This window comes from Gaetbulibacter aestuarii (genome assembly GCF_039537665.1).
Taxonomy (GTDB): domain Bacteria; phylum Bacteroidota; class Bacteroidia; order Flavobacteriales; family Flavobacteriaceae; genus Gaetbulibacter_A; species Gaetbulibacter_A aestuarii.
The window spans coordinates 1,020,542-1,044,944 of sequence record NZ_BAABAY010000001.1 but is presented as its reverse complement, the minus strand read 5'-3'; the positions used below and the strand labels follow the sequence as shown (position 1 = coordinate 1,044,944).

Annotated in this window: 19 protein-coding genes; 9 read left to right on the top strand and 10 right to left on the bottom strand. The window is 37.8% G+C overall.

All coding sequences use genetic code 11. From position 1 onward, the window contains the following. Positions 1-55: 55 nt before the first annotated feature. On the bottom strand, positions 56-1,849 hold the full coding sequence (gene uvrC / locus ABD682_RS04660; RefSeq protein ID WP_344740800.1) for an excinuclease ABC subunit UvrC: 1,794 nt from the start codon (positions 1,847-1,849) through the stop codon (positions 56-58). Positions 1,850-1,949: 100 nt separating this feature from the next. Between uvrC and ABD682_RS04655 the strand changes: the two genes are divergently transcribed. The 5 genes from ABD682_RS04655 (at position 1,950) to ABD682_RS04635 (ending at position 5,328) form a co-directional block, all read left to right on the top strand. Next, positions 1,950-2,405: a VOC family protein gene (locus ABD682_RS04655; RefSeq protein WP_344739553.1), complete on the top strand. Its 456-nt coding sequence runs from the start codon at positions 1,950-1,952 to the stop codon at positions 2,403-2,405. A 62-nt stretch (positions 2,406-2,467) separates the two neighbouring features. Continuing rightward, a complete protein-coding gene (locus ABD682_RS04650) occupies positions 2,468-2,920 on the top strand; it encodes an ATP-dependent zinc protease family protein (protein ID WP_344739551.1) in 453 nt (150 codons plus the stop codon). Beyond that, positions 2,889-3,770, top strand: coding sequence for a 30S ribosomal protein S6--L-glutamate ligase (gene rimK, locus ABD682_RS04645; RefSeq protein WP_344739550.1), 882 nt, complete (start codon positions 2,889-2,891; stop codon positions 3,768-3,770). The genes ABD682_RS04650 and rimK overlap by 32 nt, the downstream gene beginning before the upstream one ends. Positions 3,771-3,790: 20 nt before the next feature. Further along, positions 3,791-4,762, top strand: a complete 972-nt coding sequence (locus ABD682_RS04640) for a succinylglutamate desuccinylase/aspartoacylase family protein (protein WP_344739548.1) — start codon at positions 3,791-3,793, stop codon at positions 4,760-4,762. 2 nt (positions 4,763-4,764) lie between these two features. Then, positions 4,765-5,328, top strand: a complete 564-nt coding sequence (locus ABD682_RS04635; RefSeq protein ID WP_344739546.1) for a 5-formyltetrahydrofolate cyclo-ligase — start codon at positions 4,765-4,767, stop codon at positions 5,326-5,328. Here ABD682_RS04635 and ABD682_RS04630 read toward each other — a convergent pair. From ABD682_RS04630 to panC, 9 genes are all read right to left on the bottom strand, one after another. Continuing rightward, positions 5,316-7,214, bottom strand: coding sequence for a hypothetical protein (locus ABD682_RS04630; RefSeq protein WP_344739544.1), 1,899 nt, complete (start codon positions 7,212-7,214; stop codon positions 5,316-5,318). The genes ABD682_RS04635 and ABD682_RS04630 overlap by 13 nt on opposite strands. 93 nt (positions 7,215-7,307) lie before the next feature. Then, positions 7,308-7,928 (bottom strand): lipoprotein signal peptidase, encoded by a 621-nt coding sequence (locus ABD682_RS04625; RefSeq protein ID WP_344739542.1) that lies wholly within the window; start codon positions 7,926-7,928, stop codon positions 7,308-7,310. 84 nt (positions 7,929-8,012) lie between these two features. Continuing rightward, positions 8,013-8,396: a TraR/DksA family transcriptional regulator gene (locus tag ABD682_RS04620; protein WP_344739540.1), complete on the bottom strand. Its 384-nt coding sequence runs from the start codon at positions 8,394-8,396 to the stop codon at positions 8,013-8,015. A gap of 4 nt (positions 8,397-8,400) precedes the next feature. Next, a complete protein-coding gene (gene ileS / locus ABD682_RS04615; protein ID WP_344739538.1) occupies positions 8,401-11,805 on the bottom strand; it encodes an isoleucine--tRNA ligase in 3,405 nt (1,134 codons plus the stop codon). Between the two features lie 128 nt (positions 11,806-11,933). Next, positions 11,934-13,292: a DNA repair protein RadA gene (gene radA, locus ABD682_RS04610; protein ID WP_344739536.1), complete on the bottom strand. Its 1,359-nt coding sequence runs from the start codon at positions 13,290-13,292 to the stop codon at positions 11,934-11,936. Then, a complete protein-coding gene (locus ABD682_RS04605) occupies positions 13,292-14,443 on the bottom strand; it encodes an alpha/beta hydrolase (RefSeq protein ID WP_344739534.1) in 1,152 nt (383 codons plus the stop codon). The genes radA and ABD682_RS04605 overlap by 1 nt, the downstream gene beginning before the upstream one ends. Positions 14,444-14,516: 73 nt before the next feature. Then, positions 14,517-15,485 carry a lysylphosphatidylglycerol synthase transmembrane domain-containing protein gene (locus tag ABD682_RS04600; RefSeq protein ID WP_344739532.1) on the bottom strand — a complete coding sequence of 323 codons (969 nt, stop codon included), beginning with the start codon at positions 15,483-15,485 and terminating at the stop codon, positions 14,517-14,519. A 4-nt stretch (positions 15,486-15,489) separates the two neighbouring features. Continuing rightward, entirely contained in the window at positions 15,490-15,840 is a 351-nt protein-coding gene (gene panD, locus ABD682_RS04595; RefSeq protein WP_344739530.1) for an aspartate 1-decarboxylase, read from the bottom strand. 13 nt (positions 15,841-15,853) lie between these two features. Next, positions 15,854-16,705: a pantoate--beta-alanine ligase gene (panC, locus tag ABD682_RS04590; protein ID WP_344739528.1), complete on the bottom strand. Its 852-nt coding sequence runs from the start codon at positions 16,703-16,705 to the stop codon at positions 15,854-15,856. Positions 16,706-16,901: 196 nt separating this feature from the next. Between panC and ABD682_RS04585 the strand changes: the two genes are divergently transcribed. The 4 genes from ABD682_RS04585 (at position 16,902) to ABD682_RS04570 (ending at position 24,399) form a co-directional block, all read left to right on the top strand. After that, entirely contained in the window at positions 16,902-17,711 is an 810-nt protein-coding gene (locus ABD682_RS04585) for a glycogen/starch synthase (protein ID WP_344739526.1), read from the top strand. A gap of 25 nt (positions 17,712-17,736) precedes the next feature. Further along, on the top strand, positions 17,737-19,425 hold the full coding sequence (bamH, locus tag ABD682_RS04580; protein ID WP_344739524.1) for a BamH family beta-barrel-assembly machinery protein: 1,689 nt from the start codon (positions 17,737-17,739) through the stop codon (positions 19,423-19,425). Between the two features lie 170 nt (positions 19,426-19,595). Next, positions 19,596-21,449 carry a glutamine--fructose-6-phosphate transaminase (isomerizing) gene (gene glmS / locus ABD682_RS04575; RefSeq protein WP_344739522.1) on the top strand — a complete coding sequence of 618 codons (1,854 nt, stop codon included), beginning with the start codon at positions 19,596-19,598 and terminating at the stop codon, positions 21,447-21,449. A 199-nt stretch (positions 21,450-21,648) separates the two neighbouring features. Continuing rightward, positions 21,649-24,399, top strand: coding sequence for a TonB-dependent receptor (locus ABD682_RS04570; protein WP_344739520.1), 2,751 nt, complete (start codon positions 21,649-21,651; stop codon positions 24,397-24,399). Positions 24,400-24,403 lie beyond the last annotated feature (4 nt).

The window sequence follows — 24,403 nt, the reverse complement described above, 5'->3', positions numbered from 1 at the left end:
TTGTTAGTTTTATTTGAATCAGAATAAAACAACATTCTGACTATAAAGATAACAGTTATTTTTGATTAAAATACTGATAAATCTTAGCGGCTTTGGAGGCGCCAACAACATCTTCTAATTCGTCTAACTTGGCGTGGGCAACGCGTTTCGCAGATTTAAAATGTTTTAGCAAACTCACCACGGTTTTTTCACCAATCCCTTCAATAGTTTCCAATTCGGTATTCAATGCCGATTTGCTGCGGCGATTGCGGTGATGCTCAATACCAAAACGATGCGCCTCGTTTCGCAATTGTTGGATCACTTTTAGCGTTTCACTTTTTTTATCGAGGTACAATGGAATAGGATCGTTAGGATAGAATAATTCTTCCAGTCGTTTGGCGATGCCAATGATGGCAATTTTTCCTCGTAAACCCAAAGCATCCAGACTTTTTAAGGCTGAAGACAATTGGCCTTTTCCGCCATCAATAACAATGAGTTGTGGCAACGGTTGATTTTCGTCTAATAAGCGTTTGTAACGGCGATATACGACTTCTTCCATGGAAGCAAAATCATCCGGACCTTCTACGGTTTTAATATTGAAGTGACGATAATCTTTTTTGCTTGGTTTTCCATTTTTAAAAACCACACAAGCTGCCACAGGGTTGGTTCCCTGAATATTCGAATTATCGAAACATTCAATATGTCGCGGTTCTTCTTTTAATCGAAGATCCGCTTTCATCTGTGCCATGATCCGGTTAGCATGGCGGTCGGGATCTACAATTTTCATTTGTTTGAAACGCTCCATGCGGAAGTATTTGGCGTTTCGCTCAGAGAGATCTAAAATATGTTTTTTGTCTCCCAGTTTTGGTATGGTTACCTTAATGTCATCACCAAGATCGATATCGAAAGGAACATATATTTCTTTAGATTTTGAATGAAAACGTTGCCTGATTTCAATAATCGCAAGTTTTAATAAGGTTTTATCCGATTCATCCAATTTCTTTTTGATCTCGAGGGTATGCGAACGAATGATGGAACCATAGGACAATTGCAGAAAGTTCACATAACCATAACTTTCATCACTCACAATTGAGAAGACATCCACATTACTGATCTTCGGATTTACAATGGTGGATTTAGCCTGATAGTTCTCCAGAACATCAATTTTTTCCTTTATTTTCTGAGCGTCTTCGAACTGCATCTTCTCGGCAAAGTCATGCATCTGCTTTTTAAATTCCGACAGGGAATCTTTAAAATTGCCTTTTAAAATCTCCTTGATCGCTTTAATATTGGCATTGTATTCTTCTTCGGATTCTTTGCCCTCACAAGGCCCATTACAATTCCCTAAATGATATTCTAAACACACCTTATATTTACCTGCCTCGATCTTATCTTCCGCCAGATCATAATTACAGGTACGAAGCGAGTACAAACCACGAATCAGGCTTAACAAGGTGGATACCGTTTTCATGCTGGTATATGGACCAAAATATGTGCCGCCGCCTTTGTATACCCGACGTGTTGAGAACACTCTCGGGAACCGTTCATTTTTAATACATATCCAGGGATAGGATTTATCATCTTTCAATAACACATTATAGCGCGGACGATGTTTTTTTATAAGATTGTTTTCGAGGAGTAAAGCATCCGTTTCAGTATCTACAACAATGTGCTTGATACGCGCTATTTTTTTAACCAGGACCCTGGTTTTTCCGTTGTCGTGAGTTTTGGTAAAATACGAGCTTACACGCTTTTTTAGGTTTTTGGCCTTGCCAACATAAATAAGGTTATCATCCTTATCAAAATACTGATACACCCCCGGTTGGTTTGGCAAAGTTTTAAGTTGAATATCTAAAGCGGGCGTATCCATATTTTCAAAGGTAGCCCAAAATATAGTTAAACTAAAAATTAGCTTTTGATTTTTTAGTACCTTGCATATACCTTTTTTTGAACCATCAAAACCTGAACTCATGAAACGTTTGTTCGTTATTTTTGTAACCCTTTTATTATCAGAAACAGTTGTGGCACAAGAGACCTCAAATGATTTTGGTATGCAATTTAACCATGTTGCCTTATCAGTCTCTGATCTGGATGCTTCGGTGAATTTTTACAAGAATGTTTTGAAGCTTCAGGAAATAACTAACAGAACAGAAAAAGAAGGCATCAGGTGGTTTTCTTTGGGTCAGGGTAAAGAACTTCATTTGATCTCTGTTATTCCCGGCGAGATAAGCTTGAATAAAGCGGTTCATTTTGCACTGAGCGCACCAAAATTTGATGCCTTTATTGCCAACCTGAATGCCCGAAATATAAAATACTCCAGTTGGGCCGGGGAAAATAAAAAGATCACCATTCGTGCCGATGGTGTGAAACAGGTGTATATTCAAGATCCTGACGGCTATTGGATAGAAATAAATAGTGCTGATTAGTCGTTTGAAAAAGATATTTTCAAACGACTATTTTACTACCTTGCGCCACTTTTAAAAGACTTATGACGAAACAAATAATAGGCCGTAAAGATACGGTCGACTTTCCGAAATTGGGACTTTTTAATATTGAAGTTAAAATTGATACCGGGGCCTATACCTCGGCCATTCATTGTTCTGAAATTATTGAAGAGGGTGATCACCTACGTTGTATATTCAACAGTGAGGTTCATAAGAATTTTGGAAAAACCGAAATCATCTTCGAAGAGTATTCTCTTACCAATGTAAAAAGCAGCAACGGCTATAAAGAGAACCGATATAAAGTAAAATCCGAAGTTGTATTTTTTGGAAAAACATATAAGATTAACTTAACTTTAAGCACCAGAGACGATATGAAATTTCCTGTTCTTATTGGTCGGCAGTTTTTAAAACATAAATTTTTAGTTGATGTCGATTTAGAACAAGTCTCATTTTTATCCACAAATCATGAACATAGTCATCCTATCCAGAAACGCTAATTTATATTCCACAGATCGGTTACGAGAAGAAGGTGAAAAGCGTGGGCATAAAATGGAAATCATTGATCCTTTAAAATGCGATATTATTATTGAAAAGGAAAAGCCTACCATTTACTACAAAGATCGTTACCTCGATTACGTAGACGCCATTATCCCGAGAATTGGAGCCTCAGTAACCTTTTACGGTTGCGCCGTGGTTCGCCAATTTGAAATGATGGGCGTATTTACCATTTGCACCTCCGATGCCATCCAGCGATCCCGCGATAAATTACGCAGTTTTCAACGCCTTAGTAAAGCCGGAATCGGGATGCCAAAAACCGTATTTACTAATTATTCCCGCGATGTTGAGGAAGTTATTGAACACGTTGGCGGGACACCCGTAATTATTAAATTATTAGAAGGAACACAAGGTTTAGGCGTTGTTTTAGCTGAAACCAAAAATGCAGCCGAATCTGTTTTGGAAGCGTTTAATGGTTTGCAAGCACGTGTTATTGTTCAGGAATACATCAAAGAGGCCGGCGGTGCAGACCTTCGTGCTTTGGTAGTAGACGGTCAGGTAGTTGGAGCGATGAAACGTCAGGGTAAAGACGGTGAGTTCCGATCTAATTTACACCGCGGAGGTTCTGCCAAGGTTTTAAAGTTAGATCACAACGAATTAAAACTCGCCATGAATGCTTCACGCGCTTTGAAACTTCCTGTTTGCGGTGTCGATATGTTACAATCATCCCGCGGGCCGTTGATCCTCGAAGTAAATTCTACCCCGGGTCTGGAGGGGATTGAAGGAGCAACCGGTAGAAATATTGCCAAAAGCATCATTCATTTTATTGAGCGTAATAAACGCGAATCGTGATCCTTTAAAAAAAATTCAGCATGCGTTCAGAAAATCATAATATAAATATTTTTAAGGAGGTTATAAGCCCCGGAGAAAGCAAAGAAGTTAACTTTGATGTGGCCAATTTGCATACCTCATCTCCTGTGAATATCCCGATTATTGTTGAACGCTCTAAAAAGCCGGGACCTACGGTTTTATTTACTGCCGGAATTCATGGTGATGAAGTTAACGGTGTTGAAATTATCAGGCAACTTATTGCTAAAGGTATTAATAAGCCTAAATGCGGCACCATTATTTGTATGCCGGTTATTAACGTTTTTGGTTTTATTAACCTGAAACGCGAATTCCCGGATGGCCGCGATCTGAACCGCGTTTTCCCGGGAAGTCCTAATGGCTCCCTTGCAGGCCGTGTAGCCTACAAACTCGTGAAGGAAGTAGTTCCCCATGCTGATCTGGTTATCGATTTTCATACCGGAGGTTCCGGTCGCTTTAATGCACCTCAGTTACGGTATTCAAAAGAGGACAAAACCCTGGATACGTTAGCTCAGGTTTTTGGAGCGCCTTTTGTTTTGTACTCCAAAAATCTATCGAAATCCTTTCGTGCTACTTGCAAAAAATTAGATGTTCCTTTACTGCTTTTTGAAGGCGGTAAGTCGTTCCATATTGATGAGATGGTAACAAATTCCGGAGTGAACGGCTCGAAACGTATCCTGAAACATTTAGGCATGTTGAAGACGGTATTTAAGTCGACAAAACCAAAACAGGATTGCCTGTTCATTTCAGATAGTAAATGGATCCGGGCAAAATATTCCGGAATGTTCAAGGCTTCGATAGCTATCGGAACTCATGTTAAAAAGGATGATATCATTGGAAACATTACTGATCCTTACGGAAAATTCAATTTTTTCGTTCGCGCCAAGAATTCGGGGTATATCATCAATGTTAATGAGTCACCAATTGTATATCAGGGTGATGCTTTATTCCATATCAGTACCAAGATCAAAAAATAAGCATGACGAAGGCCGAATTACGTAAGAAATATAAAGGACTTCGTGCATTGCTATCCCCACAGGAACGCGACGATATGAGTTTGGATATTGCCAATCAGCTTTTAAAATTACCGATTTGGAATTACTCCTACTACCATATTTTTTTAACGATTGAGGAACTTCGCGAAATCGATACTAATTATATTTTGAATATTCTGGCAGGAAAAGACAAACATATTGTTGTTTCAAAAAGTGATTTTGAATCAGGCAAAATGACCCATTTTTTATTGACGGATAGCACGATTCTTAAAAAAAACACCTTCAATATTCCGGAACCTGTAGAAGGGATCCAAATTCCCGATTCGCGTTTAGAAGTTGTTTTTGTGCCCTTATTAGCTTTTGACATGAAGGGGCATCGCATTGGTTATGGCAAGGGATTTTACGACAAATTCCTGGCTGATTGCGCTCCTGAAACGGTAAAAATCGGGTTATCATTTTTTGAACCGGAACAGGAAGATATCCCGGTATTTGAAAGCGATATCAAACTTGATTACGGTGTAACGCCTAGAGGTGTTTATTCAATCTGATTCGCACAGCTTTCGCAATAGGTTTTTCGCAAGAAAGGATCCTCCAATAACTGAAACGTTACGCCACCTTCATCAACTGAATTGAACAATTTGCAAAACCGCTGTTTGTTAATGTTTATGGCGTTAAGCATAATACTCCGGTAGTTTTCTTCACTGGTAATATCTTTATCAAAAAGGGTCAAATTCAAATAATAGAATAGGAGGTTTTCGTCGATATCAATTTTATTAGCTTTTTCCTTTAAAAGGTCTATTGCCATATCTCGAGTACCATAATTGCTAAAAAACTCGGCCAAACTCAGATAATCGTAATTTGATAAATTAAATTCTTTATAGTTCTTACGGACAAAATCTACAGATTTATCTTTATTTGAAAAATCGCGAAACTTCATCAATTTCTCGGCTATTACCATTTGTAAGTTTACCAACATACGATCGATAAGCGATTTCTCAATATTGTAATCTTTCAAATCAGTAATTTCATTTTGCAGATCACGCTCATCCATTTTTATGGCATTATAGTATAATAGTTTTAAACGAACCGCTGCTAAATCATATTGGATTTTTGGGTTTTGAGGATCAAGTTTTTCAAGTTGTTCCAATTGATCTAGTACGATCATAGCCTCACTAAAATCAGATAAATAACGGTAACCTGCATTTTTAACCAATAAATCAACATACGCTTTGTTGTATGGAATGCTCATTTTATCCAAAGTTTCAGACACATTGGATTTTCCCCGAAGTTTTTCAAAAATTGAATTTTGAATATCATTGGCTTTTCCGAGTTGTCCTGCACTTAAAGCAGCATTAAAATTGGCTATGAGCTCACCTTCCGATTCGGATGTGTATTTCGTTTTCTTTTCAATTTCCAATTCCAGAACAGCTTTTCTGTGATTTTTTAAAATGGGTTCCATTTCCCTGGAAATGTTACCTGCTATAGCTTTTCTTACACCTTCTTTGCTCAAGTTACCCAAATAGGCATATTTCGTTCCTTTAATATCATTAAAAAATTCTACCCAGTTTTCCGATGCAGAAATCGTCGTTTTTATTGTAGGCGTTTGAAAGGATTGCAAGGCTTCAATGACACTTTGTGCGCGTAATTTTTGTAATTCAATATTCCTCGATGAAATGCCTTCAATAGAAGAATACGATTTAATATCGATCTTCTTAATGTTGTAATAACCCAATTTTAAGGAATCATAAACCGGCTTAATATCTGCTTGAGAATACGTAGATTTATTCTTTTTGAAGGGTATAATGAATTTTAAAGTTTCTTCAGTTGTAGCATAGTTGGGATCATCAATGGGTGTCACCTTCTTGGTATTATAACTTACATCATCCAAATACATCCCCATATCCAAGAGATCCATACCATAATTCTCCAAATTATAAATTACGTAATAACGGCACATATTTTTATTGCTCAAGAACAAAATATTGTACTCAAGCTCACTGTAAAGCAAGTTATTTGGTACATCGCCAACGTAAATCTGATAACGCCCATTGCCAACAGAGCGCATACTATTTTTCAGTGCATAATAGTAAACAGGAGGTAATACTGTTCCCCTTACCTGATCATTAGAAATATCAGTTAGTGAACAATCATACCTGCTTTTTGCAACCACGTCTATGGCTAAACCATCGTAAGGATTTTCAAATAATTCATTAAACCAGCGGTTGTCATTAATCTCAAAATAGAGTTTATTGCCGACCCGTTTTATGGAAAACTTGACCTCTTCGGGTTTTTGTTGAAATAACCGACTGAATTTATTACATTTTTGACTTTTCCCATTATTTGGAAAAACAATATCGTAGGTATTTTGGGCGTGTGAAAATTGAAAGAATAGGTACGCGCATAGCGCCAAAAAAAGATGCTTTAGGTTCATCAAGAATTATGGTATAGATTTAATAGCTTGTTAAATATAGTAAATACCTTTGAAGAATTAAAAAAGTAGAAGTAAGTTTTTTCTTTTAATCAGATTCTACTTTTTCTGAAACGCGCGTTTATTAAACACTATAAGCATTAAAAATCCGGTGCTAATAGCCATGTCGGCCACATTAAAAACCGGCTCGAAAAAGTTAAATCTTTTACCTCCATAAAACGGAAGCCACTGTGGTAAATCAACACTAAATAAAGGAAAATATAGCATATCCACCACGCGCCCATGCAACATAGCATCGTAACCACCATCAGTTGGTAAGAAGGTAGCTACCTGATTTAAACTACTATCGAATAAAACGCCATAAAATACAGAGTCTATGATATTTCCCAGGGCGCCGGCAAAAATGAGTGCAATGGCTAAAATTAATATTCTGGATTGCTTTTTTTTCGTAGCATCATACAACCAGTAACCAATCCCTATAATGGCTACAAGCCTAAAAACGGTGAGGATGAGTTTTGCAGAACGCTCCGTCATAAATGAAAGAAAATCACTGATCTTGGTACCCCAGGCCATCCCATCATTTTCAATGAAATAAATTTTAAACCAGGAGAATACAGAAATACTTTCGTAAAGCGAAAAATGAGTTTTAATATATATTTTACTGATTTGATCTACCAGCAAAATAATAACGATCAGAATAGTAGCTTTTTTTAAAGACATGAAATTTTAATTTCCCTCAGCGACAGAATGAAAATAAAAACGCCTCAAGGTTTTTGAGACGTTTCTTTTACTTTATAAAACGTATTATTGTTGCATATTTTTTGCTTCAATACTTAAAGTAGCATGCGGAACAAGCTCTAAACGCTTTTTGTTTATTAACTTCCCGGTTACACGACAAATGCCATAGGTTTTATTTTCAATACGGATTAAGGCATTCTTTAAGTCGCGAATAAACTTTTCCTGACGAATTGCTAACTGCGAATTGGACTCCTTACTCATAACCTCACTACCTTCATCGAAAGCTTTAAATGTAGGTGAAGTATCATCCGTACCATTATTATGATTGTTCATATAAGCACTTTTTATCAACTCCAAATCATGTTGTGCTTTCTTTATTTTATCCTGTATCAAAGCTTTGAACTCAGCTAATTCTTTATCTGAGTAGCGTACATTAGCATCTGTTTTCATAATATTAGTGTTTTTGTATATGAAGCTTCGTATTTACATCATCGAACGAAATATCAATACCATCATGGATTTCGTCTTTAATTTCTAGGGCTTCAGTTAATGTTTCTGTTTTTATATAATCAATATTTGTTTTTATAGCATTTACGATATGTGCATCTTTTTGAAGCATCACATCGATACGATCTGTAACCTCGAAACCGGAATCTTTACGTAGGTTTTGAATACGATTAATAAGTTCACGGGCTATTCCTTCTTTACGTAGTTCATCGGTTATGGTAACGTCTAAAGCTACAGTCAATGCGCCTTCATTTGCAACCTGCCAACCTTCTATATCCTGAGAGGTAATTTCTACATCGGCACGTTCTAATGTAATGTTTTTTCCATTAACGGCGACTTCCAAAGCACCATTTTGTTCTATTTTGTTGATATCTTCCGACGTAAAGTTCATAACAACGTTAGCTATGGCTTTCATATCCTTTCCAAACCTTGGCCCTAATACTTTAAAATTGGGTTTTATCTGTTTTACAAGAATATCGGAAGCATCATCTAAGAGCTCAATCTCCTTGACGTTCACTTCATATTTTATCAATGAAGATACGGCTTCAATCTCTTCTTTTTGTTGGGCACTAATTACAGGAATAATCACTTTCTGTAACGGCTGACGCACTTTAATTTTCTCTTTAGCTCTTAACGATAACACCAAAGAAGATATTGTTTGCGCGCTTTCCATCTTACGCTCCAGAGATTTATCGATGACGGCTTCATCGTAATCCGGGAATTGGGCCAAATGCACACTTTCAAATCCTTCTTTTTGGCTCACTGAATTTAAATCCAAATACAATTTATCCATAAAGAATGGTGCAATCGGGGCACCCAATTTCGCAATGGTAAGCATACACGTGTAAAGAGTTTGATAGGCCGATATTTTATCTTGTTGATAATCGCCTTTCCAGAACCGTCTTCTGCTTAAACGAACATACCAGTTACTCAGATAGTCTTGTGTAAAATCTGAAATGGCTCTCGCTGCTTTTGTTGGTTCGTAATCGTCGTAGAATCCATCTACTTTTTTGATCAGGGTATGAAGTTCAGAGAGAATCCAACGATCCAGTTCCGGACGTTCTTCCAACGGTACTTCAGCTTCGCTGTAATTAAAACCGTCTAAATTCGTATACAGACTAAAGAATGAGTACGTATTGTAAAGTGTTCCAAAGAATTTACGTTTTACTTCTTCCACACCATCAATATCAAACTTCAGGTTATCCCACGGATTGGCATTGCTTATCATATACCAACGCGTCGCATCAGCACCATAATCTTTAAGGGTTTCAAACGGATCTACGGCATTCCCTAAACGCTTGGACATTTTTTGTCCGTTCTTATCCAAAACCAAACCATTCGATACCACATTTTTATAGGCAACAGAATCGAAAACCATAGTTCCTATAGCGTGAAGCGTATAGAACCAACCACGTGTTTGATCGACACCTTCGGCAATAAAATCTGCCGGGTAAGCGATTCTATCATCAATTAATTCACGGTTCTCAAATGGATAATGCCATTGCGCGTAAGGCATAGATCCGGAATCGAACCATACATCGATCAAGTCACTTTCACGATACATTGGTTTTCCGGAATCAGACACCAAAACAATAGCATCAACAATATTTTTATGCAGATCGATCTTAGCATAGTTTTCTTCACTAAAATCGCCCACTTTGAAATCCTCAAAAATGGCTTTGTCCATCACACCGGCGTCCACCGCTTTTTGCATTTCGGCTTTTAATTCTTCAACAGAACCAATGCAAATCTCTTCCTTACCATCTTCGGTACGCCAGATAGGTAATGGAATGCCCCAATAGCGCGAACGCGATAAATTCCAATCGTTGGCATTCGCTAACCAGTTTCCAAAACGCCCGGTACCGGTGGCTTTTGGTTTCCAGTTAATGGTTTCATTCAATTCGTACATGCGATTTTTCACATCGGTGACCTTGATAAACCAGGAGTCCAAAGGATAATAAAGGATCGGTTTATCGGTACGCCAGCAATTCGGATAGCTGTGTTTATATTTTTCAACCTTAAAGGCCTTATTTTCTATTTTAAGTTTGATAGCGAGTTCTACATCCACAGATTTCTCAGGAGTTTCACCATCGGTATAATATTCATTCTTCACGTACTTCCCTGCAAATTCCCCCATTTCTGGTCTGAATTTCCCTTGAAGATCAACCAAAGGCACTAAATTGCCATGCTCATCTTTTACCAGCATTGGTGGAATTTCCGGTGTGGCTTGTTTCGCCACCAGGGCATCATCTGCACCAAACGTTGGCGCTGTATGTACGATTCCGGTTCCGTCCTCAGTAGTTACAAAGTCTCCCGCAATAACGCGAAAAGCATTCTCTGGATGTTCGAATGGTTGTGCATAATCCAGGAGCTGTTCGTAAGTGATCCCTACTAAATCTTTTCCGGTAAATTCCTTACTTACAAAGTATGGAATCTTTTTATCGCTTTCCTTGAAACCTTCTAAATCTGCACTACTTTCAACACGTTTGAATTTTCCTGAGAACTGATAATCTACCAGCTTTTTTGCCAGGATCACTTTGATTGGCTCAAAAGTATATTGGTTATAGGTTTCAACTAAAACATAATCGATCTTTGGCCCAACAGTTAAAGCCGTGTTACTTGGTAAGGTCCAGGGCGTGGTCGTCCAGGCCAGAAAATAGATGTCGCCTTCGTTTTGTAAAAAGTCAGGAAGGGAATCTGTATTCGCTTTGAACTGTGCTACCACCGTTGTATCCGTTACGTCCTGATACGTTCCCGGTTGGTTCAACTCATGTGAACTCAATCCGGTTCCTGCTTTTGGCGAATAGGGCTGGATCGTGTAGCCTTTATACAATAAATTTTTGTTGTAGATCTGTTTAAGCAACCACCAAACCGATTCCATGTATTTGGGTTCGTAAGTAATGTACGGATCGTCCATATCTACCCAATAACCCATTTTCTGTGTAAGATCGTTCCACACATCGGTGTAGCGCATAACCGCTTTTCTACAAGCAGCATTATAATCTTCAACAGAAATGGTTTTGCCGATATCTTCTTTGGTGATACCGAGCTCTTTTTCCACGCCCAATTCAATAGGTAAACCATGTGTATCCCAACCGGCTTTTCGCTTCACCTGGAAACCTTTCATGGTCTTATATCGGGGGAAAATATCTTTAATAGCACGCGCCAAAACATGGTGTACGCCGGGCAATCCGTTTGCTGAAGGTGGCCCTTCAAAAAATACAAAAGGTTTATGTCCTTCTCTTGTAGAAACGCTTTTCTCGAAAATGGTGTTTTCTTCCCAATAGTGCAAAATTTCTTCTGCTACTTTTGGTAAGTCAAGTCCTTTATATTCAGGAAATTTCGTGCTCATCAACTGGTCTTTCTTTTAAATGCGCGAATTTAATGAATTTTAACAAAAATGACCCTATGGTTTTCTATTATTTAACAACGCGTTAAAACGACGTTCATTTTTGCCTTTACCGCACTATTTTCAGGGTTTCAGACAATGACACCAATGAGGTCTTCAATTTTTGAAATGAGCTGAATTTTAATTTTGGTGTTTTTTAGCGCGATTTTATTGTATTTCGAAATAAAAATTGTAGAAAATCCGAGTTTTTCTGCCTCCAAAATACGTTGTTCAACGCGTTGTACGGGACGAATTTCTCCTGATAAACCTACCTCAGCGGCGAAACAAAAATCTTTTGGAACCGGCGCATCTTCATTGGAAGATAAAATAGCTGCCACAACACTCAGATCAATGGCAGGATCATCAACGGTAATTCCGCCAGTAATGTTTAGAAAGACGTCTTTGGCTCCCAATCGGAAGCCGGCACGTTTTTCCAGAACAGCCAAAAGCATATTTAATCGTTTCGCATTAAAACCAGTGGCGCTGCGTTGTGGTGTACCGTAAACCGCAGTACTAACCAGGGCCTGAACCTCGATCATTAAAGGTCTTAATCCTTCAATGGTAGCCGCAATGGCATGCCCGGAAAGTTCATCGTCCTTTTTTGAAATTAACAGTTCGGAGGGATTCGTTACTTCTCTTAATCCGGAACCTTGCATCTCATAAATACCCAATTCATTTGTAGAACCGAACCTGTTTTTATGAGCTCTTAAAATTCGGAATACGTGATTGCGATCGCCTTCAAATTGTAGTACTGTATCCACCATGTGTTCTAATATTTTCGGTCCTGCGATATTACCATCTTTAGTAATATGACCAATCAATAACACCGGCGTCGAAGTTTCTTTAGCGAATTTGATAAGTTCTGTTGTACATTCCTTGATTTGAGATATACTCCCGGAGGAAGATTCTATATAATCACTATGCAACGTTTGGATAGAATCGACGATCACAATATCCGGTTCCAGATCCGAAATTTGCTTGAAGATATTCTGAGTTTTGGTCTCGGTTAAAATGTAGCAATTATTATGGCTCGGATTGATGCGTTCTGCGCGGCGCTTAATCTGTTTCTGACTTTCCTCACCGGAAACATATAACGTTTTATACGGTAATTTTAAAGTCATTTGAAGCAATAACGTACTCTTTCCAATACCGGGTTCTCCGCCTAAAAGTGTTAATGACCCCGGCACCAGGCCACCACCTAAAACGCGATTGAATTCTTTATCGAAGGTATCTAAACGTGGTTCTTTGGACACATCGATGTCCTGGATCCGAAGGGGTTTGGATGCTTTTTTATTATTGGTTGAAGGAAGTTTCCAGTCGCTTTTTTCCGGTTTTTGAACGACCTCTTCAACGATGGTATTCCACTCTTTACAAGCATTGCATTGCCCTTGCCATTTGGCGTATTGGGTGCCACAATTCTGACAGAAAAAGGTTGTTTTTACTTTAGCCATTAATATCCGAAATCTGCTTTAATGGCATCAGCGCGGTCCATGGCCATATCTTTCGTAATACCACCAATTTCATCAAGAGCATAAGCTGATTCAAAAGTTCGCATGGCTTTTTTGGGTTCTCCGGTTTCTTCATAAAAACGCCCGATATAGTAAAGTCCCATAAGGGTATCCGGATAGGCTTTATTTGCCATTTTTCCGAGTTCTTCATATGCCTCGAAAAGCTCATTTTTTTCAATGGCCGCAGCAATCGCTTTAAAATCATTCACCAAAATTGGTTTATCTATGCCATAATAATCTTTTATAGCCTGATATTTTTCTTTGAGATAGGTTACCGGCGAGCCTTCCAGTTTTAATATTTTATCCTGATATTCCTGCTTTGAAATGGGTTGAAAAACCTTGAACATAAATTCTAAGGCTTTAGGTAAAGCTTGAGCCGGTAACGCATAATGCGAAGGGCTTTCAAAACTATTAAAATTATACTGTACCTTTTCGTTTTCCTTAGCCTTGATATCACTATCTAGTGCCGATACCATATCCTTGATGGATTTCGTATCCAGAGCGGTATCAGCCAAACAATAAAACGTATTTTTCTCAACTGAACCTAACCTTTGGGGTAAATAATCGATCATTTGTGGTGCTAATTCCGGACTCATGGCAATATAGCCTTGGAAGATCGGATCGGGTTTCAACAAAAAGTAATTGATAAAATTGGCGGTATCGCTCTGTCCAACAATAACCTTGAAATTACCAATGCGATAGTTACGTTCCAAATAGGTTAAAAGTTCTCCGCCAACAAATTCAAAAAAGTTAGCTCCACTTTCAATAGGCAAACCATTTTGTGCTGAATACATACAATCGTCGTAACGCTTTCCATATTGATTAATACCCACAACTATGGCTTCAGGCATTTCTTCCCAATACGAGAGAAAATCTACATTACCCGATACAGCTTCAAATAAATAATCACCATCCAACACCACAAAAAGTGGATACGCTTTGTCTGAATTAGCTTCATAATTTCGGGGCAATAATATTTTTAACTGGCGTTCTTCACCCATTTTTTGAGATTGAAAATTCTCATATTTGGCCTGGGCGTTAAGCGTTTGTAAGCTAATAAATAGCAGCACAATACATAGTGGTAATTTTTTCATTACTAAAGGATTTGAGAATGATAGCACAAGGTAATAAAATAAGCGATAGATTGAAAGTAAAATACTTTAGGTATTAAGCTTCTTTAATTTGATTTTTTCTATTAAAAACAGGCAGCAAAATTAAGGAAAGCCCCCCAAAGATAATGATCAAAATAGTTTGGGCAGACCACATGATCCAACCAAAAGCACGACTGGGATCTGCTGCATAACCGAATAGAGAAAAGGCCAACACAATAGCCTCAGGATAAGAACCTATACCGCCATTAGTGGCAGCGATACTAAGACCACCTGCTATAAATCCAACGAGAATGGCTGAAAAAGGAATATCGGAAGTGTTAGGCAAGGCAAAAGATGTCACATAGAACATAAGCACATACATAGCCCAAATAAATATGGTATGAAAAATAAATGGCCACTTTTTCTTCATTTTGAAAATACTGAGTGCCCCTTCAATTAAACCGTTCACAAAAGTTTTGATTCGCAATGCCAATTTTGATTTTCCGTTTTTGATGTATTGAAAAACAACAAGCATTCCCAAAATCCCAACTAAGGCCACGATAAAGAGTTTCAAAGGGTCGAATCGATCTATTAAAAAAGAATAAATAAAATCGAATTGAATGAATAAAGTAACCACGACAATCAGAAAGATCATGATCAGATCTGCGATACGCTCTGCAACGATGGTACCTAAAACTTTTTCAAAAGGCACTTTTTCATAATTGGTAATAATGGACGCACGCGCCACTTCACCTGCTCTGGGAATGGTATAATTAATAAGGTAGGTTGCCAAAACCGCCATGATGCTATTACCCAGTTTAATCTTATAACCCAGTGGTTCCAACTGAAACAACCAACGGTAAGCTCTGGATAAATGACTTAATAGCCCAAAAAGCATACCTAGTATAATATAGAAATAATTGGCCTTTTTAAAATATTGAATTAAAGTCTCTATGGAAATTTGCGACAAGGAATACCAAACTAAAAAAACTCCCAGTGCTAATGGGAGTGTGAATTTTAGAATATCTTTCGTTGTATATTTCAACAGGTTATTTTAAAAGGTTTGTAGCTTCATCGGGAAATACCAAGGCCGGTTTAAATACTTTAGCTTCCTCTACACTCATGAAGGCATAAGTAATTAATATTAAGGTATCGCCAACAGAAACTTTTCTGGCTGCTGCCCCGTTAAGGGTAATTTCACCAGTATTTCGGGGTCCCGGAATACAATAGGTTTCTAAGCGCTCACCGTTATCGTTGTTAACGATCTGCACTTTTTCTCCCTGAATAATATTAGCGGCATCCATCAGATCTTCATCTATGGTAATACTACCTATATAGTTGAGGTCTGCACCAGTGCATTTTACTCTGTGGATTTTCGATTTTACAACTTGAATTTGCATGTGGCAAAGATAATTAATTTAATGCGATATTATCTATCAGTCTTATATCATCTGCATACACTGCTATAAAGGCTCTATATGCTTTTTGTGGTTCTATTTGTTCTATTGGTTTTAGGGTTTTAGTATCTGCAATTACAAAATATTCTAATTCTAATAAGGGTTGTTTTGCAAATTCTTCCTGAACCCAAGCACTTATATTTTGTGCAGATTCTGTGCCAAACTTTGATCTGACAGTTTTTAATGTTTTGTAAATAAAAGGTGCTGCCTTTTTATGTTCTGGTGTTAATCTTAAATTTCGTGAACTCATGGCCAAACCGCTTGGTTCGCGAAAAATAGGACAAGCAATTACCTTTACAGGAAGTGCTTCTTTTTTCACCATTTTTTTTATGATCGCTAGTTGCTGAAAATCCTTTTCTCCAAAATAAGCCCTTTCAGGTTCAATGATTTTGAATAGATGTTTTACCACCGTACCAACGCCATTAAAATGTCCCGGACGAAATTTACCCTCCATTTCATGTTCCAAACCATCAAAATCAAAAGATTCAGAGGTAGTTTGGCCTTCATAAATATCATCAACCTCAGGAGCGTAAACCATAATGTTGTCTGTATCCAAAGCTTCCAAAGCTTTTAAATCCGTATCCAGCGTTCTTGGATATTTCTCTAAATCCTCGGCATTATTAAATTGGGTTGGATTCACAAAAATAGTCACTGCCACCTTGTCGTTTTCCTTACAGGCTTTTTTCACCAAATCTAAATGACCTTCATGCAAGGCACCCATGGTAGGAACTAATCCAAGGTGCTTCCCATCAGATTTAAATTTAGCAATCGCTTTCCTTATGTCTTCTTTATTAGTATAAACTTTCAATTGTTCTTAGAAAATAACGCCCGCAAACTTAAGATTTTACAAGCAATCTGCATAAAATTTTGTACTTTTGCGTGTTTTTTATTGTGAATTTTAAAAAGCACAAGGTTTATGTAATGGAATCTTTCTGTTTCTTTTTTCAGGGAAACACCTAAGAATCCATTTTATTTTGATAATAAATTCAACAAAAAACTAACTTATGAAAGATAAGAGGATATTGTACGTATCGTCGGAGGTGGTGCCTTATTTACCAGAAACAGAAATTTCGTCTATGTCATTTGAAGCCCCGCGATTGGTGAATCAGCAAGGTGGACAAATTCGAATATTTATGCCTCGATACGGGAATATTAATGAACGCAGACATCAATTGCATGAGGTCATCAGGTTATCAGGAATTAATTTAGTAATTAATGATCTGGATATGCCACTTATTATTAAGGTTGCTTCTATTCCTAAAGAACGCATTCAGGTTTATTTCATCGACAACGATGAATATTTCAAAAGAAAAGCAACACTTACCGATGAAGACGGTAAGCTGTTTGCCGATAATGATGAACGTGCCATCTTCTTTGCCAAGGGGGTGATTGAAACCGTTAAAAAGTTAAACTGGTCGCCGGATGTTATTCATGTACATGGCTGGTTGGCATCATTATTACCGGTTTATTTAAAAGAATTTTACAAGGACGAACCTTTATTTAACGAGAGTAAAATTGTAACCTCTGTTTACAACCAAAGTTTTAACAATACGTTAAATAAAGATATGATTAATAAGGTTAAATTTGACAACATAAATGACGATGCCATTGCAGTGCTCGAAGAGCCAACTTATATCAATCTGATGAAGGTTGCTATAGACCACTCTGACGCTCTAATCATGGGCTCTGAAGAGATTCCGGAAGCGCTTGAAGCTTATGCAAAAGCATCAAAAAAACCTGTTCTAGAATATAAAAGTAGAGATGAATTTGGAGAAGCCTACACGACTTTTTTGAATGACGAAATGTTAAGCTAATCTTTATATTCTGCAAAATTAACTTATGAAAAACAAAACAAACGCCCTTAATGTAGTTGTTACCCTCCTGATATTGGTTTTAACTTTTGTTGCTTGTGATAAAGAATTTAATGATCTACAAAGTGACGTATTAGGAAAAGAAAATCTGAACTTTACCACCAGTGAAATGGATCTTCCCGTTGTAGCTTACAACAAGAAACTGGAGAATATTCAAATAAATAATTTATCCTCTAATCTTTTAGGAGTATACAATGATCCTGTTTACGGACTAACTACAGCTAGTATCGTAAGTCAAATTACGCCAACGAGTTTTAATCCCCTTTTTGGAACCAATACCGTGGTGGACTCTGTGGTTTTGTCTATTCCTTATTACAGTAAAAGTATTTCGAGCAATGAAGCTATTCCACAATATAGCATTCGTGATTCTTTATATGGAGAAGAACAAGATGGCAGTATGAACCCTATAAAGCTAAGTGTTTATAGCAATACCTATTACTTAAGGGATTATGTGCCTTTTGAATTGGGTTCAAGCAATCAAATGTATTATTCTTATGCCGATTTGGCCGATAATAATAATCAAAATCAGGCTCTTGATGGAAATAATACCATTAATTTTGATGATTTTAAAGGCCCTCTCTTATATGAAGACCCGGAATTTGAACCAAGTGCCGAGGCTATTGCTACCAATAAAACCACCAATGGCGAAGTCACTACAGATTATGGCGTTCCGGCATTACGGGTTAAATTAGACAACACATTTTGGAAAAATACGATTGTTGATGCTTACAAAGCTGACAGTACGATTTTGAGAAACGGTAATAATTTCAAAAACTATTTTAGAGGAATTTATATCAAAGCAGAGCCTATTAACCAAACGGGTAATATGATCCTACTAAATATAGCGTCGTCTGGAGCCAATATCACGATGTATTACACGAAAGATTCGAGCAGTACAGAAGGAGAAACCGAAAATGGCACTTACACATTCAATTTTTCAGGAAACAGACTCAATACGTTTATCAATGCCTTTGACGGACCCACGTTACAAAATGGAAATAGCACGGATGGTGATGAAAAACTTTACTTAAAAGGTATGGGTGGTTCCATGGCCGTTGTTGATTTATTTAATTCTCCTGAAGATTTACAGGCATTTATTGATAAGTTTCGATTGAAAGACGAAAATGGCGATTATGTTCAGGATCCTGCTACTGGAAACTACAAACTAAAAAGTTTGATCAATGAAGCTCAGTTGGTTATTTACGAAGATGAAAGTATGGCACAAGGGCCTTTGCATGCTAACGGTGACGATTTTCATAAATATGACCGCCTTTATGCCTACGACTTAGCCAACAATCAGCCAACCCTAGATTATTTAGTTGATGGCTCAGAAAATCAGCAGGATGCATTTAATTCAAAGTTTTTAGCCCTTGGACAACGCATCGCAGATGATGGCACCAATTACAATTATAAAATACGATTAACTGAACAACTTAACAGTTTATTAGTTCAGGACTCCCTACATACGAAAATTGGTTTGGTTCCCTCCACGAATGTAAACTATAGAACAAATGCCGACATCCTCAATAGTATGAATGACGTTACCAAAGTACCTGCGGCGACTATGATAACTCCAAGAGGAACGGTGGTTTACGGATCGAATACTACAGCAGATAAAAAATTAGTGTTAAAGATCTTTTACACTGAAGAGAAATAAAATTAAGTGAAAGAACGCATAAACATCTCATAACTTGAATAATAAAAGTCATTTTTAATCGAATGACTTTTATCGTTTAAATCTGGGTGTTTGTATAATATTTACTGTAAATTCAGTAATAATTTTACATCTTTGTTCTTTCTTAACCTCAAAAATTCAAAATTTAAATTATGTGTGGAATTGTTGGATATATTGGCTATCGCGATGCTTACCCCATTATCATAGAAGGTTTAAAACGTTTGGAATACCGTGGATACGATAGTGCCGGTGTTGCATTGTATGACGGAAATGACCTGAAAGTAACCAAAACAAAGGGTAAAGTTGCCGATCTTGTGGATAAATGCGAACGTGAGATCTCTACTAGCGGAAATGTTGGTATTGGCCACACACGCTGGGCAACGCATGGCGTTCCTAATGATGTGAATAGCCATCCTCACGTTTCAAATTCCGGAGATTTGGTGATAATCCATAATGGGATCATCGAAAACTACGATGCTTTAAAACAAGAGCTTATTTCCAGAGGTTATACGTTTAAATCTGATACGGATACAGAGGTTCTGATCAATCTTATTGAAGATGTAAAAAAACAAGAGAATGTTAAACTTGGAAAGGCCGTTCAGATTGCCTTAAACCAGGTTATTGGAGCTTATGCCATTGCTGTTTTTGATAAAAACAAACCGGAAGAAATTGTAGTGGCTCGTTTAGGCAGTCCGCTAACTATTGGTATTGGTGAGAATGAAGATGAGTTTTTTATCGCTAGTGACGCTTCCCCGTTTATTGAATATACTAAAAATGCTGTTTATTTGGAAGATGAAGAAATGGCGATCGTACGTTTTCACAAAGGCATAAAAGTTCGAAAAATTAAAGATGATTCTATGGTTGACACCTATGTTCAAAAACTCCAGATTAACCTGGAGCAAATTGAAAAAGGCGGATACGATCATTTCATGTTGAAAGAGATTCATGAACAACCAAAAGCCATTCAAGACACCTATCGTGGTAGACTTCTACGTGAACAGGCTATAATAAAAATGTCCGGGGTTGAAGATAACATGAAAAGATTCCTCAACGCAAAACGTTTTATTATTGTCGCCTGCGGAACATCCTGGCATGCCGGGTTGGTAGCAGAGTATATTTTTGAAGACCTGGCAAGAATTCCAGTTGAAGTGGAATATGCGTCTGAATTCCGATATCGAAATCCCGTCATTTCAGAGGATGATGTCGTAATTGCCATATCACAATCCGGTGAAACCGCTGATACCTTGGCAGCTATTAAATTAGCTAAATCAAAAGGTGCTTTTGTATTTGGAGTTTGTAATGTGGTGGGGTCATCTATTGCAAGAGAAACAGATGCCGGTGCATACACACACGCCGGTCCTGAAATTGGTGTGGCTTCTACAAAAGCCTTTACCACGCAAATTACAGTGTTAACATTAATGGCCTTGCGTCTGGCTCGTGCTAAAGGCACTATTAGTAGTTCTGATTATCGACAACATTTATTGGAATTGGAAATGATCCCGAGTAAAGTAGAAAGAGCTTTACTTTCAGACCCTTTAATTGAAGAGATCGCCTATAAATATAAAGATTCAAGAAATTGTTTATATCTAGGCCGCGGCTATAATTTTCCGGTGGCTCTCGAAGGCGCTTTAAAATTAAAAGAAATATCGTATATCCATGCGGAAGGCTATCCTGCTGCTGAAATGAAACATGGTCCCATCGCCTTGATCGATGAGAATATGCCCATTATTGTTATAGCCACGAAAAAAGGACATTACGAAAAAGTAGTCAGTAATATACAGGAGATCAAATCTAGAAAAGGACGTATCATTGGTATCGTTACCGAAGGTGATGTTCAGGTTAAAGAATTGGCCGACCACGTGATCGAAGTTCCTGAATCCTCTGAATCCTTATCTCCTTTAATCACAACCATTCCGCTGCAGTTATTGTCATACCACATTGCTGTACTGCTCGGTAAAAATGTAGATCAACCTCGAAATTTGGCTAAATCCGTTACTGTGGAATAGTAAAAATCTTCATTTCGAAAAAAATTAAATAGGCTGAAATATCGTAAAATCGTATATTTCAGCCTGTTTTTTGAGAAAAACATAAATATATTCTGGTATTTTTAACAATAAGTACTATGCGCGCATAATTTTTTTATACATTTATGCGTAACTAATTGGATATATACATATATTGTACGACTAAAACTAAATTAAATAGATGAAAACACTAATCCCCTTTTTCTTGTTGTTGTTTAGCAGTCTGACTTTTGCCCAAACAACAATTTCTGGTACTGTTGTAGACGAGAACAGTGTACCCATTGCCGGAGCAAACATTGTAGTGGTAGGTACATCAAGCGGAACGGTCACGGATTTCGACGGAAACTTTTCGCTTACCTACAGTCAAAATCCTCCATTTACAATCGAAGCGCGCTACGTAGGCTACGAAACCCAAAGAGCCGAAGTTACACAGAATAATCAAACGATTAATATTGTACTTAAGGAAGGAAATGCCCTGGACGAGGTTGTAATTTCAGCTTCCAGAACACCTGAACGTATTTTTGAATCTCCGGTAACAGTAGAACGTATTGGCGCAAGAGATATCAAAAACACCGCATCAGCTGATTTTTATGGTAGCCTGGAAAATTTAAAAGGTGTTGACATCAATACAAATAGTTTAACCTTCCAATCACCTAACACCCGAGGTTTTGCCACCTTTGCCAACAACCGTTTTATGCAGTTGGTTGATGGTATGGACAACTCCACACCGGCACTTAACTTCCCTATAGGAAACCTGGTTGGTATTACGGAAACTGATGTGCAAAGTGTAGAATTACTTCCCGGAGCATCTTCCGCACTTTATGGTGCGAATGCCTTTAATGGTATTTTGTTCATGCGTAGTAAGAATCCTTTTGATTATGCCGGAATTAGTGCTTCCGTTAAACGAGGAATTACATCTCAGGAAGCAGCTGGTGATAATCCGTATACCGATGTGAGTGTGCGTGCTGCCTATAAATTCAGTGATAAATTTGCCGCCAAAGTGAATTTTGGATATTTAAAAGGAACCGATTGGGCAGCTAACAACACCGAAGATAAAAACGATCCATCAAAAACCAGAGCCGCCACAGATTACAACGGACTAAATGTTTATGGTGATGAGGTTGCCACGAACATTCGCTCTGCTTCAGGTTTAGGAATCATTCCTGATGTAGTTGTAAGTCGTACGGGCTACAACGAAATGGATTTAACCAACTATGAAGCTTCAAGTATCAAAGCTGACTGGGGCTTGTATTACCGCCCGTGGGCTAACGATTTTGAAATATCTTATCAAGGAAAAGTAGGAACCGGTTCAACCATTTACCAGGGTTCTAACCGCTACCAAATTAGGAACTTTTTCCAACAACAACACAAAATAGAGTTCAAGAACGATAATTTCTTCTTAAGAGCCTATATGGTTGGTGATGATGCCGGTGATTCCTATGACATGCTTTTTACAGGGATTAATGTAAATCGGGCCTGGAAAAGTGATGAAGATTGGTTTGGTGATTATATCGCAACCTATGCAGGTATTGAATTAAGTGGAAACCCCATGGGTTTAACTACACAACAAAAACACGATGCGGCTCGTGCCGTAGCAGACACTGGAAGATACTTACCGGGATCACCCGAATTTGAAAATGCATTTAACAGAATTACAAAAGATCCCAATTTTCAAACCGGATCTAAATTCCAGGATGGTTCCGTGTATTACCATGTGAATGGAAATTACAACTTGAGTCATCTGATTGACTTTGCTGAGATTCAGATTGGTGGATCCTACAGGTCTTACAGTTTAAATTCATACGGTACTATTTATACCGATCAGGATGGCCCAATCGATTATTCCGAATATGGTCTGTATACCCAGATTCAGAAAAACCTGGAGTTAAGTGATGCCTTAGAGCTCAAATTAACCGGATCTTTACGCTTTGATAAAAACCAATTTTTCGATGGTTTCTTTTCTCCGAGACTTTCAGCAGGATTAACAGTGAATAAAAATCACAACTTTAGAGCTTCTGTACAAACCGGGTTTAGAAATCCAACTACTCAGGATCTATTCATTGGTTTAGATACTGGTGGACCTATCTTAGTTGGATCGGCACCAAACAACCTGGACCGCTATGTTAGAACCTATAATGTAAGTGCTTCGGGTCAGATGCTAGGGCAGCCAGCAACCATTGAACAGTCTGGACGTGCAGCCTATCAAAACTCATATACGGCAAGCTCCGTACAGGCTTTTGCAGCTAATGGATCCCCATTAGAAATAGGAAACCCTGACTTAATAAAACCTGAACAGGTTACCTCTTATGAGGTAGGTTACCGTGGAAAATTTGAAAAGTTTAATGTGGACCTTGTTGGCTATTATAATAAATACAAGAATTTTATTTCGCAATTTGGTGTAATTGCACCGCTCTATGGAACTGTAGGTGATAATTCGCTTTCTTTGGCAGCTATTGCCAATGGTGACTATAAAACTTATGGTATTTATACCAACTCACCCGCCGATGTAAATTCTTATGGTGCTTCCATCGGAGTTTCAACTAAGATTTTCGATAAGTTCGATCTAAGCGGAAGTTATACTTTTGCAAAGCTTGATTTCAACCGCCAGAAATTCCCGGATTTTGTAACAAATTTTAATACACCCGAACATAAATTCAAAGCCTCTTTTGGTAGTACTGACCTCATTAAGAACTTCGGATTTAATATCAATTACAGATTCAGCGACGATTATTACTGGGAAGCCACCTTTGGCAATGGTTTAGTGCCTCAGTATCAAGTGGTAGATGCCCAGATCAATTTAACTGTTCCAAGTATTAAATCAGTATTTAAATTAGGGGGCACAAACCTTTTAGGTGAAGAATACTTTACCGCTTATGGTACAGGCCATATCGGATCGATCTATTATTTATCATGGACTATTAATAATCTATAATTGT